Below are 15,255 nucleotides of genomic sequence, written 5' to 3' on the forward strand. Positions count from 1 at the left end.
TATTAATAGGTAAAAATCATTTCTTCATTCTTATTTTCCACAACAAAAGTCTGTGTGTCTTTTATTTCATTTTGTTTTCTCATGTTTTGCAGTGCGGAAGCATCATAATAAATCTGATCTAGATTTGCCAACGGATCAAATGGTTTTTGCTTTTCTATTTTTACATTTAATTCAGATTTTACAGTATCAAAACCATGAAGAATCAATTTGATTTTTTTGAAATTTGAATTCCATTTTCCTTCTGCTTTAGAAAAACGGATCATTCTTTTTTCCGGGTTAAATTCTATTAAACGTTTATAAAAATCACCTTTTTCATAGTTTAAAGTTTCACCATCATCTTCGTAATAAGAAAAAATGTTGGTTTTATTCCCGTTATAAATATGAAGTAAAAGTGTGTCATCCGGTTTTTCTTTAGTAGACTGGGTTACATTTTGAAGCGGGATAATAGAAGATTCTTTTACAAAAATGGGTAAATGATAAGCGTCTATATTCAATATCTTTTCCTGATTTCCCGTTATTTTTTCGTCTGTAAACAAATTATAGAAATTTCCATCAGGAAAATAAATTTTCTTCTGCTTTTCTTTGCTGGTTACAGGTGCTATAAACAAGGCATCGCCAAAGAAAAACTGGTGTTGATAATTGATATCATAAATTTTAGCATCAAAAGGATAATCTACACATAATGCTTTAGAGATCGGCATTCCGTTTTGGGAAGTTTCATGAAATTTGGAATACAAATACGGCATTAATTGATATCTAAAACCTATATACGACTGAGAAATAAGTTCATTTTCTTCGCCGTAACTCCAAGGTTCGTTAGAAGCTGCAAACTGCTCTCTATGATTTCTGAGGTAAGGTGAAAAGACACCAACTTCTACCCATCTTTTATATAAATCTTTATTTCCGTCACCGATATAACCTCCCAAATCGGGACCTACAAAAGGTATTCCCGAAAGATTCATCTGATTATTGAGCAAAACACCTAAAAGCAAATGCTCATCTTTTGCCTGATTATCGCCACTCCAAACTGTTGCATAGCGCTGTACACCTGCAAAAGCAGAACGTGTCATCACAAACGGACGTTTGTTTCCGCCATATTTTTTGAAAGACTCGAAAGAGGAACGCGCCATCAAAAAACCATACAAATTGTGAGATTCTGCGGTATTGGATTTTCTTCCATTATAATCAAAAACTACATTATCGGGCATCATTTGTCCTTCTATTGCAGGTTCGTTCATATCGTTCCAATAGCCGTTAATTCCCACATCCTGATAAATTTTCATTTGATCTGACCACCATTTTCTAGCTTTCGGATTGGTAAAATCGGGATAATGATTGGTGTTTGGATAAATATCAGTGATGTAATTTTCTCCATCTTGATATTTTAGGAAAATATCTTCTTTCAAGCCGCTTTTGTAGGCAGAATAGGATTCGTCAATTTTAATTCCGGGATTTACCGAGGCTGTAAGTTCAATGCCTTGTTGCTTTAACTGTGAAGCCATTCTTTTCATATCCGGAAATTTTTTGGTGTCAATACGGAAAGGTTCGTATTCTACCAGATAATCAGCATCCAGCACAATTCCGTCTAAAGGAATTTTCTTTTGCCTAAAAGTATTTGCAATGAATTTTACCTGATCCTCATTATAATAACTGCACCGTGATTGTTGATAACCGATGCTCCATTTTGGAGGAAGAGGCATTCTTCCTGTCAAGGCTGTATAATTTTCAATGACTTTCACCACAGAATGATCGTGAATAAAGAAATAATCCATATCTCCTCCTTCAAAACTAACAGACATGAAACGATTATTAGACGAACCAAAATTGAAAGTTCCTTTGTACGAATTGTCATAATAAATTCCATACACCTCATCCTTGAGAATACCAATATAGAAAGGTACACTGATGTACATAGGATTTCTGGGATCATCATATTTATAAAAATCAGTATTCCAAGTAGTGACAATGCTTTTATACCGGTCAAGATTTCCCAAAGATTCACCCATTCCTACAAAATGTTCGCCCAAATATTTTTTATAGACCGTAACTTTATCGCCCTGAAAAGTAGTTCCTAAAGCTTTCCCATCAATATCTTCATTTAGGATTTTGCCATCAGCATTTTTGTAGGTAATTTTAAAATAAGGTTTTTTCTGGATTTCTGCTGTAATTTCTGAAGTGGAAACTGTGAGTGAGGAATTGTTTTCTGCTATTTTAAAATCAGAAAAATTGGGAGTTTTCTCATCAACCAATGCAAAGGAAAAATCTTCAATGTTTTTATTCTTAGAAACCTGCACCCGGATTGTATGTGGATTATATACTGAAATTTTAAAGAATTGTTTTGCAGTTTCTCCTTCTAATCCGTGATTGGTTTTATGATAATTGGTAATTTCTCCCACCGATTCCTGGGAAAACATCATTAATGGAAAAAATATAAAGAGGTATTTCATTTTTTAATGGTTTTTTAAACTTTGTCAAAGATTTAAGAACTTTGACAAAGTGAAAGTGTTTGATTTTTTTCTAAAAAAAGATACTATTTTTTTAGTATCATAGGTTTTTCCAATTCATTATAATATCCATAATTATTTGCTTATCAGCTATTGCAAATAATAGCATTTCGGTGTAGTACAAATTTTTTTCTTTTTCAGAATCTCCTGCCCATAATTTTTGATTTATTTTTTTTACAAGAGCATTCAATTCCAAATAAGCAACTTTTTTATCAATAAAAAGAGATCTATCCATTTTATTAATAAAATTTTTTCCGTTTAAATCTTCTATTTTATTTGGTTGATAATGCTTGATGTTTTTTAATCTTATTAAAACATTCATATCAAATGCAGACATTTTAGAGTTTCTACCTGTAGGTATTGGAAAAAAATAGTTTCCCGCATCTTCTGAAAGTATAATCCAATTAAGGGTATAAGCTACACGAGAATCATAAATTATCTTACTATCAGGAAACATAAATGCCCCCACTTTTGAAGAACTCGCAATCCTATTAAAATCTGCCTCATCTTTATTTATTAAATTATCAATTAAGTTTATTGCATCACTATCATTCCCAGACGAAATTCCACCCCATTTTTTTATGATCCATAAACTCAGTTCATCAAACAATGGCTTGTTACCTTTCAAGGTTTCATTAAGTTTTTTTCCAATAATTTTTTTAAGCATTATTGAATTTTCATAGGAATTGTCTGTACTTATCTCTTCAATTTCAGTATCATTTAAAATTTTAAGCTCTACAAGTTTATCAATGTTTAGTTTCCATTTATACAATCTGGGCAAATCGGATTTATACCTGTTCAGATAATTGACAAACTTATCAATATCAAATTCAATTGTCATAATTCATCTGTTTTTCATTAAGGTTTCACCCATCTATTAATGGTATTATACGGAAATTTTAATACTATTTTATAATAACCATCAGGTTTTCCTTTGGGTAAATCAAATTCTGTGTACCAGTTTTTTACTTTCTCGGTTTTCGTCAGTTTGTAATCATCTTTTCCACCATTTTTGAAGTTATTGGTAAGTGAAAGATAAATGTTCACATCTCCTTCTTCTTTCAGAAAAGTCCACCAGATTTTCACTTTGCCATTTTCTATTTTTATCACAGGTTCTATTGCAGAAATTTCCCCGATAAGAGGAGTTCCGTCTAATTCAAAGGCAAGTTCTTTATTAATGTTCATCCCCAAAAATCGGACAATGGTAGGAAATAGATCTACAATTCCCGGTTGCTGATTTTTAGCGTATTGATTAAAATTCGGAGAATTGGTTAATATCCATGTACTGCGTTCTCTTGCGCTTTGTCCGCCGTGGTGCCAACCAAAAGTATCTCTCCCGTGATCAGTGGTTACAATAAAAAGCCATTCTTCATTGAAGTTTTTTTCACGATATTCGATAGCCTGATCAATTTTCCCGAGACGTTCATCCGTTTTGCGCAATGCGTTGTAATAATATTCGGAATCTCCGTGACGATGTCCCATTTCATCAGTATACTCCAGATATACCCAAGATAAATCAGGAGCATCTTTTTTCACAGATTCTACGGTTTTATCTGTTACAAAATCATCAATGATATTATAAAAATGACCTTCAGAATCGTGAGGAAATTTTTTTTCGTCTTTTTCGTAACCGTCAAAATAAATATCGGGTTGGAAATTTCCGGTTTCTTTTGCGGAACTTCCCAAAAGCTTGGTTCTGTTGTCTTCCCATGTAGAAAAAACGGCGGTTTTTTTGTTAGGGAATTGTTCTTTAAAGATTTTAAAAATAGTTGGGTAATGGTAATTGGGAGCTGTAATATCATTGTCCCAGACATTATGTTTATTTACCCAGGTTCCGGTAAGCAAAGAATTGTAGCCGACAGCGGAAATTGTAGGAGTTTCGCTGTATGTGTTTTTTTCACCACCGACGTGAGCTTGAGTAAAAAGTCCTTTTTTAGCAATTTTTTCTACATTTTTAAGTTTCATATCCCGAATAACATCATACGAAATCCCATCCGCAATTACGAAAAGTACTTTTTTAGTCTTTTGTGCAAATGTAAATGCCGAGCAAAAAAACAATAAGAAGAATATTTTTTTAGTCATTAATTACAAAATTTTTATTGAATAAATCCTTCATTGCTAAATTGAGTTCCCATTGGTCAGCAACCGGAACATTGCTAAATGGCAAACCCGGCAGATATGGTTGTGGACCAAATTCTGTAAGAAAAGTAAATCGAGTGTAATTTTTGTGAGTTTCCAAAATTTGTTTCCACCAATTTAGGAATTTTTGGGTAGTTTCTTCCCATTCCGGAGCCAAAAAGTGATTGACTTGCGGAGCTTGGGAAAACCCAATTCTTGCGTGTATGTGTCTAACTCTGGGAAATATTTTCTCCAAAATCTCATCCTGACCTATCAATAAACTTTCCGAAACATTACACCAATGAGACAAATCTGCTGTCAATTCCAGTTCAGGGAATTTTTCAAGGTATTCCAATGTTTTCAGACTATGAAATGAAAATTTTCCCCGATGCGTTTCGTGAAATATACTGATTCCGCTTTTTTTTGAAAGTTCTATTGCACATTCTATAAATGCACAATTTTCCTCAAAACTAAAAAAATCGGCTCCGGTTTGCACATTAATAAAATCGGGTTTTAAGGCGATAACTTCTCCCAGTCGTTTTTTATAGCGTTGCAAATGTTCTTTGAAACCTTCATTTTGATAGGCTAAAACTGCTTGTCCTACAAAAATGAATTCCTGATTTTGCCTTATTTCATATAGTTTTTGTTGAAATTCAGAAATATATTCCTGATTTTGCGGCATATTAATTTCTACACCTGCGTACTGATTAGATTTTACAAAATCCAAAAACTGTGATGCAGACCAGTCTTCACTTCCCCATTGTGTAGCTAAAACTTTGATTTTCATTTTAATGCTTCGTCTTTATCCTTAGACAGAAAATCGGTGCTTTCTGATAAACCTTCAGCTTCCCAAGTCATCAGAGCGTCATTAGGTACTGTTTCTAAAGGTTTTATGCAACTCATATTCGGCTCATTGTACGGAATATTGGAAGCACGGTTGTAGCAGGAAATAAGACTCCATCTCGGAAACTCTGAAGTATTGGCTTCTGAACGGTGCAATAAATTGGAATGAAAAAATAATGCGTCACCTGCTTTCAGTTCTACAAAAATATGCTCCATGGTTTTCAATGCTAAATCTACATAATGCTGAGAAGCACCTACCTGCTCACCGGAAAAACCATGTTCAATTCTTCCCATTTTGTGTGTTCCTTTGATGACTTGCAGACAACCATTTTCTTTATTGGCATCTGTAATAGCAACCATTACAGAAATCATCTGTTCCGGAAAAAGGAATTCGTTTTTATACCAATAACCGTAATCCTGATGCCATTCCCAAGCTCCGCCAACTTTTGGTTCTTTTTGCATGAGTTTAGAATGAAAATGACAGACAGGAGCTTCTCCATCCAGTAATTTATCTACATTATGAACCATTCTTTCGGATTTGGTGAGAAGTCCGTAAGTATCATTTCCGGGAGTGTACCAAAGGCTGAGTTTTGTTTTTTTTCCGGTCTGGTCATTAAGATCGAAAGCGTTTTTACGCATGACATCATCATTTACAGCAATTTCGTGTAGTTTCCGGGTTTCTTCAGGGGATAGAAAATTTCTGATGATGATGAAACCGTCTTTATGATATTGAATTATTTGTTCAGGGGTTAAATGAAAATTGTTCATTGTGTTTAATTTTTATTCATTTTGTGTATTATTTCTTTTTTAGAACCGGACTTTTGCTTGTAAAACTTAATCTTTTTAATCCTCTTTGGATTTCCGGAATGTTCATGAATAATTTCCAAAGTAAGCCTGTTCTGTAGTTTTCTATCATTACTACAATGGGTCCCTGATCAATTGCCAAATAGGTATTTGACGACCAGTTTTTTCCTAAATGAAAACCATCATGAAAACCGTATTCACCCCAAATTTTTCCACCTAATTCTTCATAAAAATAACGCATTGCCTGCATACTTTCTTTAGGCGTAAATGGTAATGAAGAAATAGCGGCAGTTGGCTGTATCACACCAAAATCGTTATCCGGACTATGGGCAATGTAACCTTTATAGCTGTCTCCTGCTGTTAAACCCCAACATTTTTCGCCATAACCTGTATGTTTTTTTGGATTTTCAATGCAATAAGCTCTATTAATTAAAGTATGATTTCGGGTTTGTACTTCGTAGTCAATATTTAAACTATCCTTCAAACCTCGCGGATCAATTCCCTGAAAAGTATATTGTTCAAAGAAAAGAGGTCCTCCTTTATCGGTATCATAATTTCCAAGAGGTAATTCGTAGCCGTAATATTTTTTACCATTTTTAAAACCGGTTGCTCCTGCCCAAGTTCCGTTATAAGCGTCTTTACTGATTGGATGCCATGTAGAAGATGCTGCCATTATATAGGTAATAAGTGCTTCGTTCCAGCCCCAGATCGGGAAATTCATGTCAAATCCTTGATAAGGAGACCAATGCCAGTACAATTTTTTCTCGTTATTGGTAAACCAGTTCCAGTTGATGGTGTCCCACATATCATTTACTCTTTTTTTAAGATAAATTTCTTTGGTGGTATTTTGGTTAAAATATTCTCTGGCGCATAGAAAACCCATCATCAGATAGGAGGTTTCTACTAAATCTGCTCCATCGTCCAGTCTTCCGAAAGGAATGGTTTTTCCTGTAGCTCCATCCATAAAATGTGGAAATGCTCCATGAAAACGGTCTGCTTTTGTTAAAAAGTCCGCAATCTGGATAATTCTGTCTAATCCTGCTTCTCTGGAAATCCATTTGCGTTCTACGGCGACAATGGTACTCATAATTCCGAATCCGGTACCTCCAACTGCGATAGCTTCCGGACCGAAAGTTCCTTTGCTGAGGTTAGGTTCATCCCAAGCTTCGTTGATGTAATCCCAATAATAATTGCATTTTACGGTATTGCTTCGCTCTCTTGCCATTCCGGAAACGGGATGTCCGTAATGCCAGAAAAACCTGAAGGTCTGTTTTTGTACGGTTTCCATTAACTCTTCATCAGAAAGTCCTTTTTTTACGCCCACAATGGGAATTTTTTCCTTGACATTGGCTTCATTAGGTTTTTGAGCTAACGAAAAACCAAAGATTAATGTAAAGAATATTGAGTGTAAATTTATTTTTGCCATGTTATTATTTTAGCAGTTACTTTTTGTGAATGGGTTCCTATCATAATTTCAAATTCGCCTTCTTCCCAATCATAGATTAAATCTTCATTGTAAAATTTCAGAAGTTCCGGAGTGATGTCGAAAGTTACGGTTTTACTTTCTCCTTTTTTTACCATTATTTTCTGAAAACCTTTCAGTTCTTTTACAGGGCGTGTTATACTTGCTACTTTATCCTGAATATACAACTGTACCACTTCTTCCCCATCATAGTCACCAGAATTGGTAATAGTGATGCTTGCTTTCAGTGTTTCATTTCCTTTCAGTTGTGTTTTGGAAATTTGTAAATTGTCATATTTAAACTGAGTATAGCTCAACCCAAAACCAAATGGAAACAAAGGATCGTTTCTTTCGTCTAAATAATTAGATTTATATTTTTCAAAGCGGTTATCCGTAAATTCTAAGGGACGTCCTGTATTTTTATGGTTATAGTAAATGGGAACTTGTCCTACAGAACGAGGAAAGGTCATGCTTAGTTTTCCAGAAGGATTAACTTTTCCAAAAAGTACATCTGTAATGGCGTGTCCTGCTTCAATTCCGGGAAACCAGACATTCAGAATTGCATCTGGAAATTCAATCATATCTGATAAATCCAATGGTCTTCCTGTGAAAAGTATGACTACAATTGGTTTTCCTATTTTTTTCATTTCCTGCAACAGTTTCAACTGGTTTTCAGGAAATTTAATATCTGTTCTGCTTGAACATTCTCCTGTCATCTCAGAAGCCTCACCTAAAACCAAAACAATTTTGTCTGCTTTTTTTGCGGTTTCTATGGCTTCTTTTAACAATATTTCAGGTGACTTTTTAGGTTGATCTTTTGGAAATTCTATATATGCGTTTTTTTCCAAATTTAAATTTTCGGTGATATTACAACCTCTGGAATAAAGGAACTGAGCTTTTTCTGGAAGCTCTTCTAAAGCAGATTTTAAAGTAACTGATTCTTTATAATCTACCGCAACAGCCCATGTTCCCGGCATATTGGCTTTGTCATCAAGCAAAGGACCGATAAATGCTATTTTTTCTCCGTTCTTAAGTGGTAAAGTTTGTTTTTCGTTTTTCATCAGCACGAAAGTCTGTGCAGCAATCTGTCTGGCAACATTTCGGTGTTCTTGTGTAAGGATGTCTGTTTTTAATCTTTTTTCGTCAAGATAACGATAAGGATCATCAAATAAGCCAAGATTGTATTTCATTTCTAAAATTCTCCGACAAGCCTGATCTATTTCGTGTTCTGAAATTTTTCCTTCTTCCACTGATTTTTTTAGTGTTTTAAGGAAATCTTCACCTACCATATCCATATCTGTTCCTGCTTTCAAAGCTCTAGCAGCCACCTGCTGATTATTTCCCAAACCATGTGCAATCAATTCTTTAATTGCCGTGAAATCGGTAACTACAAAGCCTTTAAAACCCCATTGTTTCCTCAAAACATCAGTAAGCAACCATTTGTTTGCTGTGGAAGGAACTCCATTGATGTCATTAAAGGAAGTCATTACTGTAGCAACTCCTGCATCAATTGCGGCTTTGTAGGGAGGAAAATATTCGTTGTACATTCTGTTTTGGCTCATGTCTACGGAATTGTAATCTCTTCCAGCTTCAGAAGCACCATATAATGCGAAGTGCTTTACACACGCCATTATGGTATTGTTTTTTGATAAGTCGTCTCCTTGATATCCTTTTACAAGGGCTTCTGTAATTTTTGAGCTCAAAAATGGATCTTCACCTGCTCCTTCAGCCACTCTTCCCCAACGCGGATCTCTTCCAATATCCGCCATGGGAGAATAGGTCCAGTTAATGCCATCTGCAGAGGCTTCTTTGGCAGCAATTTCTGCGCTTAATTTTACCAATTCAGGATTCCAGGAGGCGGAAAAAGCAAGAGGGATGGGAAATCCTGTCTTGTATCCATGAATGACATCAAGACCAAAAATGAGCGGTATTTTCAGACGAGACTGTGAGACTGCAATTTTTTGTGTTTTTTTTATGCGGTCAAGAGTAGTCATATTAAGTACCGCTCCCAATTTGCCATCTTTTATATACTTTTCTGCATCGGCGCTTACTGCAGCCCCTGTCTTAATATCTCCGGGAGGAGAGATGAGATTGAGCTGACCTATTTTTTCTTCTAAGGTCATTTTGCCCATTAAGTCATTAATAAAAGTATCTTTTTGGGAATAGTCCTGGGCAAAAATCAAAGAAAAACCTAATGAAAACAGTACAATTTTAAATTTTTTCATGAAAAATATTGTTAAGTAGTTTATAAAATTAATCATACATTTTTAATTGTACTATTTCTGATTTGAAGCATTGTGTCTTGAATCTAATATCTTGCGTTTATTTTTCTGTATCCATCTGTAGAAATTTTTCCTTTTCTGAAATTTACTTTCTTGTAAATAAATACTACTTCATTTCTATTTTCGATTTTTATACTACATTTAGTTTCATCACTATTTCTATTGCAAGTGTTGTAAAAACTTTGTTCACATATTTTTAATTTTATTTCCTTTAAAAATATTTTTCAAACCAATATTAGTAATGATATTATTATGCTTATTGCTGATATTTTTATATCAATCATTTATTTTTTTTAATAAAAATTATAATATTATGTCCAAAAATGATATTTTTATGACTGATAAAAATCATAAAATGATATAAACTCATAAAATTTTCATAAAAATATATACTTTTATATCTTTCGGTACTTTTCAAAAACGAACAAATGGGGCATAAAAATACCAATATTATGATTCCTGCACTGGAACATCTTACCAAAAATGATGATGAATCATTTGTATATCGTTATTTTGATTACGAATATTTTCCCACTCCTTGGCATTATCATCCGGAATTTGAGCTTGTCTTGGTAGTTTCCAGCACAGGAACCCGATATATAGGAAATCATGTAAAAGAATTTTCCGAAAACGATCTGTGTTTCATAGGAAGTAATGTACCACACACCTACAAAAACGAGGAAAAATATTATCAAAAAAAAAGAAACCTGAAAGCACAATCTATCGTAATACACTTCAGTTTGGAAAGTTTTGGAGGAATTTTGTCCTTACCTGAATTAAAACCCATTTGTTCTTTTTTGAAGGACAATAAAAAAGCGTACGAAATCAATGGCTATGATCAGGAAAAAATAGCCGAGATTATGAAAAAAATGCGGCATTACCCACCTCTTAAAAAATGGTATTCGTTGATACAAATTTTAGAAATCATAAGTAAGTCTAAAAATCTTACCAATATTCTCACAGACGATATAGAAGCATCTAATCCTTTGGAATCGATGCGCTTGAGTAAGGTTTTTGATTATGTGAAAAACAATTTTCATAAAGAAATAAAAATAGCAACACTTGCTGATTTGGTACATATGACGGAGACTTCGTTTTCCCGTTTTTTTATTCAAAGAACACGGGTATCGTTTACCGATTATTTAATAGAATTTCGCCTAACCAAGGCTATTAAATTACTTTTGGAAACAGAAGAAAACATAGAAACTATTGCCAACAAATGCGGATTTTTTAATATTTCTAATTTTAACAGGCATTTTAAAAAGAAGTATGAAGTAACACCTAATCATTACAGGAAAACAAAAATTTTGTCAATCTAAATTTCTATAATCCTGCATATTGTTTACATACAAACGTACAATTCCATTTTTACAACGCTTTTTTATTTAAATTTGAAGAAATATTCTATTTACCAATGAGCTTCTTTGAAGAAAAAAATGCCGAAATGGATCGCTATCTGGAAACACATGCTTCCAACGAACCGGAGCTATTAAAAAAACTAAGAAAGGAAACCTACCAGAAAACCACACAGCCACACATGATTTCGGGATATCAGCAAGGAAGGCTTTTAACAATTATTTCCAAAATCCTGCAACCTAAAAAAATTTTAGAAATAGGGACGTTTACAGGCTATGCAGCACTTTGTCTTGCAGAAGGTTTGGCAGAAAACGGAAAACTAATCACGCTTGATGTGAATGAAGATCTGGCCTATTTACCACAAAAATATTTTAATGACAGTGGATTTTCAGAAAAAATAGAATTCAGGATTCAGGATGCAAAAGAATTTTTGAGAAATTCGGATGAAATTTTTGATCTGGTCTTTATAGATGCCGATAAAGAAAATTATGTAGAATATTTTAAACTGATAAAACCAAGAACTCGATCAGGCTCGGTAATTTTGTTTGATAATGTGCTTTGGTACGGAAAAGTTTTAGAAGAAAATCCAAAACAAATTCCCACTCAAAAAATTAAGGAATTAAATGATTTAATAGCAAAAGATGAAGATTTCGAAAATCTTATTCTACCTTTGCGAGACGGAGTAAATCTTCTTCGTAGAAAATAAAATTTAACTATAAACTTGTTGTCACTCTGAGCGAAGTCGAAGAGTTGAACCTCGAATTTAGAATATGAATAAAGCAATTTGCTCTGTAAGTGTAGCTCCGGTTCGGGAAGAGCCATCCGAAAAAGTAGAAATGGTCACTCAAATGCTTTTTGGTGAAAGCTGCGATATTCTGGAAGAACAGAAGTATTGGACGAAAATAAAAATGCATTATGACGGCTATGAAGGATGGATTGATGTAAAACAGATTTCGCACGTTTCGGAAGAATATTTAGCAAAAAGAAAAGTAACAGTTATCACGGAAGATTTTTCTTCGGTGATTATGAAAGATGGCAGAACACTTCTTTCTATGGGTTCTGAAGTAGAATTTCCTGTGGTTGCTTCCAGAAGAAGTCATGATCTTCGGGAAAGCATCGTTCTCACGGCAAAAGAATTTCTGAATATTCCTTATTTGTGGGCCGGAAAAAGTTTTTTTGGGGTGGATTGCAGCGGATTGGTTCAGTTGGTTTATAAAATTCATGGAATTAAACTTCCGAGAGATTCTTATCAGCAAGCGGAATTGGGAGAAGCACTTACATTTGTGGAAGAAAGCCAACCCGGCGATATTGCTTTTTTTGAAAATTCCGAAGGAAAAGTAGTACATGTCGGAATTATGATGGCAAATCAGCAAATTATTCATGCTTCAGGAAAAGTGAGAATTGATACTTTGGACAGCACCGGAATTTTTAATAAAGAACTAAATCAACATACTCATAAACTTAGATTTGTAAAGAAAATTCTAAATGATTAATTCTTTTCGGATATGAAAAAAAATAAAGACAATTCTGAATTCTATAAATGGGGTGAAAATTGCGAAAGTTGGATTCTGAATAATTCGGAAAACCTTGTTATCAAGCAAGAAAAAATGCCAAAAGGAACTTCAGAAAAACTTCATTATCACGAAAAAGCAGATCAGTTTTTTTACATTTTAAATGGAAATGCCGCTTTTCATCTCAATGATGAAAAAATTAATGTGAGATCAGGAGAAGGAATTTCTGTTCGTTCTAAAAACATTCATTCTATTTCTAATGAAAATCCGGAAGATTTGGAATTTTTGGTAATTTCTACCTCTTCCACTGAGAATGATAGAATTTTGATTTAGCTAAAATAGTCCCGTTTTGAAAGTCTTTTACAACATATTCATCAATCTACTCATTTTCGGAATGAAAATCGGGGCGGTATTCAATTATAAATTAAAGCGTGGATTGGCTGGAAGAAGACAAAGCTGTGAAAATGTTCAGGTTAAATTTTCAAAAAACGATAAAGTTATCTGGATGCATGCTGCAAGTTTAGGCGAATATGAACAAGGTCTTCCTGTTTTAGAAAAACTTAAAGAAAATTTTCCTCAATATAAAATTCTTATTACTTTTTTCTCACCTTCCGGATATGAAAACGTGATCAAAAAAAAGCATATTGCAGATGTGGTTTGCTATCTTCCGTTTGACAGAAAAGATTGGGTGAAAGATTTTCTATCCTATTTCCAAACCGAAATTTTCTTCACCGTAAAATATGATTATTGGTATAATCTTCTGAACGAAATTAAAAATCAGGGAGCAAAAACGTATGTTGTTTCGGCTTATTTTTACGAGACACAAGTTTTTTTCAAAATCTATGGAGGTTGGTTTGTAAAGCAGCTTCGGAAAAATATTGATTGGTTTTTTCATCAAACGAAGCAGTCTACCGCTTTAGCAAAAAGTATTGGTCTGCAAAACTCTTCTACTTCGGGAGATACCAGATTTGACAGAGTTCGTAAAAAACTTTCCGAAGACAATTCTTTAAAATATATCGAAGAATTCAAAGAAGGAAAAACAACCGTAGTTTTTGGAAGTTCGTGGGAATCGGAAGAAAGGCTTGCCGAAATGATTGCGAAAAAACATGAAGATATAAAAATCATTATTGCTCCTCATGATCTGAAACGTGTTCTAATTTTGAAGGAAACTTTTGCCGATGCTCTTTTGTATAGCGAAATTGAAGCATCTCCAATTTCCAATTTCAAATCTCAAATCCTGATTATTGATTCCATCGGAATGCTTTCCAGGTTATATTCTTATGCAAATCTGGCGGTTGTTGGTGGAGGTTTTCACAATGCGGGCTTGCATAATATTTTAGAAGCGGCTGTATTTGGAATCCCTGTATTATTCGGGAATCATTACAAAAAAAATCCGGAAGCAGATGCATTGATTGCAAGTAAAGGAGGAAAATCATTTGATGATGAGTTTTTTGCCTCGAAATATATTGGAGAATTATTGAAAAATCCGGAAATAATAACATCTATGGGCAAGAATGCGAAAGAGTTTGTTATTTCCCAACCGAATTCTGCCGAGATTATTACAAAGAAAATTTTATCAGACGATAAAACGTTTACTGCTTCTCCTAATTAAAAAATTTAGAATATTTCAAAAATCCGTTGAAAGCCCAATTTGCGGTGTAATACAAAGATTTCAGCGTAGAAAATTTCATATAATCCTTATAAACCAAATATTGATCTTTCATAATATTTGTTTTTTTTCGGGATACACTGTTTTCGCGCATTCTGTATTTTGCCAACGTTTTCTGCAATGGTTTTCCTTCAGGAATTTTTTTGAGTAAATTCAGCCACATTACATGATCTTCACGCTTGCTTCCTATTGGGAAATATTCTTTTCCTACCCTTTGAGAATCATAGATGGTAGAAACCGGAGCCAGTCTGCATGTTTTTAATAAATTACTGAATGTTACAATTGTATCCGCTTGAAAATCCTTCAAAACAGGGTTAAGGTTTTCATCACATCTTTGATAGTTGCAATACGCCAGTTCTACCTTTTCTTTTTGCAAGAAATCAATCATTTCTTCCAGATAATTGGGCAACCAATAATCATCAGAATCTAAAAATGCAATGTATCTTCCTTTTGCCAATTTCAAACTTTGATTTCTGGCATTTCCGGCACCTCCATTTTCTTTTAGAACATTCAGTTTTATTCTGGGATCATTATATTTTTTGATAATTTCGACCGTATTGTCTTTAGATAAATCATCCGTTATGATCCACTCCCAATTTTCATACGTTTGATTCAAAACGGAGTGTAAAGTTTCCTCAATAAATTCAGCAGAATTATAGCAAGGTGTAATTATTGAAACCAGATCTTTCATTAAATAAAGGATGAA

Annotated in this window: 13 protein-coding genes; 5 read left to right on the plus strand and 8 right to left on the minus strand. The window is 33.9% G+C overall.

The features are described 5' to 3' along the window. Positions 1–2: 2 nt before the first annotated feature. From AC2A1C_RS04170 to bglX, 7 genes are all read right to left on the minus strand, one after another. Complete coding sequence (locus AC2A1C_RS04170) at positions 3–2,447, minus strand: glycoside hydrolase family 31 protein (protein ID WP_484023731.1); 2,445 nt, start codon at positions 2,445–2,447, stop codon at positions 3–5. A gap of 97 nt (positions 2,448–2,544) precedes the next feature. Beyond that, a complete protein-coding gene (locus AC2A1C_RS04175; protein ID WP_484023732.1) occupies positions 2,545–3,276 on the minus strand; it encodes a hypothetical protein in 732 nt (243 codons plus the stop codon). Between the two features lie 86 nt (positions 3,277–3,362). Then, entirely contained in the window at positions 3,363–4,586 is a 1,224-nt protein-coding gene (locus AC2A1C_RS04180) for an alkaline phosphatase family protein (RefSeq protein WP_484023734.1), read from the minus strand. After that, complete coding sequence (locus AC2A1C_RS04185; protein ID WP_484023735.1) at positions 4,579–5,409, minus strand: sugar phosphate isomerase/epimerase family protein; 831 nt, start codon at positions 5,407–5,409, stop codon at positions 4,579–4,581. Before AC2A1C_RS04185 ends, AC2A1C_RS04180 begins: the two co-directional genes overlap by 8 nt. Next, positions 5,406–6,233: a phytanoyl-CoA dioxygenase family protein gene (locus AC2A1C_RS04190; RefSeq protein ID WP_484023737.1), complete on the minus strand. Its 828-nt coding sequence runs from the start codon at positions 6,231–6,233 to the stop codon at positions 5,406–5,408. Before AC2A1C_RS04190 ends, AC2A1C_RS04185 begins: the two co-directional genes overlap by 4 nt. A 28-nt stretch (positions 6,234–6,261) precedes the next feature. Further along, positions 6,262–7,695: a glucoamylase family protein gene (locus AC2A1C_RS04195; protein WP_484023738.1), complete on the minus strand. Its 1,434-nt coding sequence runs from the start codon at positions 7,693–7,695 to the stop codon at positions 6,262–6,264. Then, positions 7,683–9,956, minus strand: coding sequence for a beta-glucosidase BglX (bglX, locus tag AC2A1C_RS04200; RefSeq protein ID WP_484023739.1), 2,274 nt, complete (start codon positions 9,954–9,956; stop codon positions 7,683–7,685). Before bglX ends, AC2A1C_RS04195 begins: the two co-directional genes overlap by 13 nt. Before the next feature lie 485 nt (positions 9,957–10,441). On the opposite strand from bglX, the gene AC2A1C_RS04205 reads away from it, so the two are divergent. From AC2A1C_RS04205 to AC2A1C_RS04225, 5 genes are all read left to right on the plus strand, one after another. Then, positions 10,442–11,332 carry an AraC family transcriptional regulator gene (locus tag AC2A1C_RS04205; protein ID WP_484023741.1) on the plus strand — a complete coding sequence of 297 codons (891 nt, stop codon included), beginning with the start codon at positions 10,442–10,444 and terminating at the stop codon, positions 11,330–11,332. 95 nt (positions 11,333–11,427) lie between these two features. After that, entirely contained in the window at positions 11,428–12,075 is a 648-nt protein-coding gene (locus tag AC2A1C_RS04210) for an O-methyltransferase (protein ID WP_484023742.1), read from the plus strand. A 64-nt stretch (positions 12,076–12,139) separates the two neighbouring features. Next, positions 12,140–12,862, plus strand: a complete 723-nt coding sequence (locus AC2A1C_RS04215) for a C40 family peptidase (RefSeq protein ID WP_484023744.1) — start codon at positions 12,140–12,142, stop codon at positions 12,860–12,862. A gap of 12 nt (positions 12,863–12,874) precedes the next feature. Then, the gene (locus AC2A1C_RS04220; RefSeq protein WP_484023745.1) at positions 12,875–13,213 is read left to right on the plus strand and encodes a cupin domain-containing protein; all 339 of its coding nucleotides are present in this window, start codon (positions 12,875–12,877) and stop codon (positions 13,211–13,213) included. 16 nt (positions 13,214–13,229) lie between these two features. Next, positions 13,230–14,492: a 3-deoxy-D-manno-octulosonic acid transferase gene (locus AC2A1C_RS04225; protein ID WP_484023746.1), complete on the plus strand. Its 1,263-nt coding sequence runs from the start codon at positions 13,230–13,232 to the stop codon at positions 14,490–14,492. Here AC2A1C_RS04225 and AC2A1C_RS04230 read toward each other — a convergent pair. After that, complete coding sequence (locus tag AC2A1C_RS04230; RefSeq protein WP_484023748.1) at positions 14,485–15,240, minus strand: glycosyltransferase family 2 protein; 756 nt, start codon at positions 15,238–15,240, stop codon at positions 14,485–14,487. The genes AC2A1C_RS04225 and AC2A1C_RS04230 overlap by 8 nt on opposite strands. Positions 15,241–15,255: the final 15 nt, after the last annotated feature.

The sequence above is a fragment of the Chryseobacterium sp. HNCC26DJ241 genome, assembly GCF_057180505.1.

Excerpts from the sequence above, each read along its gene's own strand:
- AC2A1C_RS04170 (WP_484023731.1), bottom strand. The coding sequence starts at position 2,447 with ATGAAATACCTCTTTATATTTTTTCCATTAATGATGTTTTCCCAGGAA.
- AC2A1C_RS04180 (WP_484023734.1), bottom strand. The coding sequence starts at position 4,586 with ATGACTAAAAAAATATTCTTCTTATTGTTTTTTTGCTCGGCATTTACA.
- AC2A1C_RS04185 (WP_484023735.1), bottom strand. The coding sequence starts at position 5,409 with ATGAAAATCAAAGTTTTAGCTACACAATGGGGAAGTGAAGACTGGTCT.
- AC2A1C_RS04190 (WP_484023737.1), bottom strand. The coding sequence starts at position 6,233 with ATGAACAATTTTCATTTAACCCCTGAACAAATAATTCAATATCATAAA.
- AC2A1C_RS04195 (WP_484023738.1), bottom strand. The coding sequence starts at position 7,695 with ATGGCAAAAATAAATTTACACTCAATATTCTTTACATTAATCTTTGGT.
- bglX (WP_484023739.1), bottom strand. The coding sequence starts at position 9,956 with ATGAAAAAATTTAAAATTGTACTGTTTTCATTAGGTTTTTCTTTGATT.
- AC2A1C_RS04205 (WP_484023741.1), top strand. The coding sequence starts at position 10,442 with ATGGGGCATAAAAATACCAATATTATGATTCCTGCACTGGAACATCTT.
- AC2A1C_RS04210 (WP_484023742.1), top strand. The coding sequence starts at position 11,428 with ATGAGCTTCTTTGAAGAAAAAAATGCCGAAATGGATCGCTATCTGGAA.
- AC2A1C_RS04215 (WP_484023744.1), top strand. The coding sequence starts at position 12,140 with ATGAATAAAGCAATTTGCTCTGTAAGTGTAGCTCCGGTTCGGGAAGAG.
- AC2A1C_RS04220 (WP_484023745.1), top strand. The coding sequence starts at position 12,875 with ATGAAAAAAAATAAAGACAATTCTGAATTCTATAAATGGGGTGAAAAT.
- AC2A1C_RS04230 (WP_484023748.1), bottom strand. The coding sequence starts at position 15,240 with ATGAAAGATCTGGTTTCAATAATTACACCTTGCTATAATTCTGCTGAA.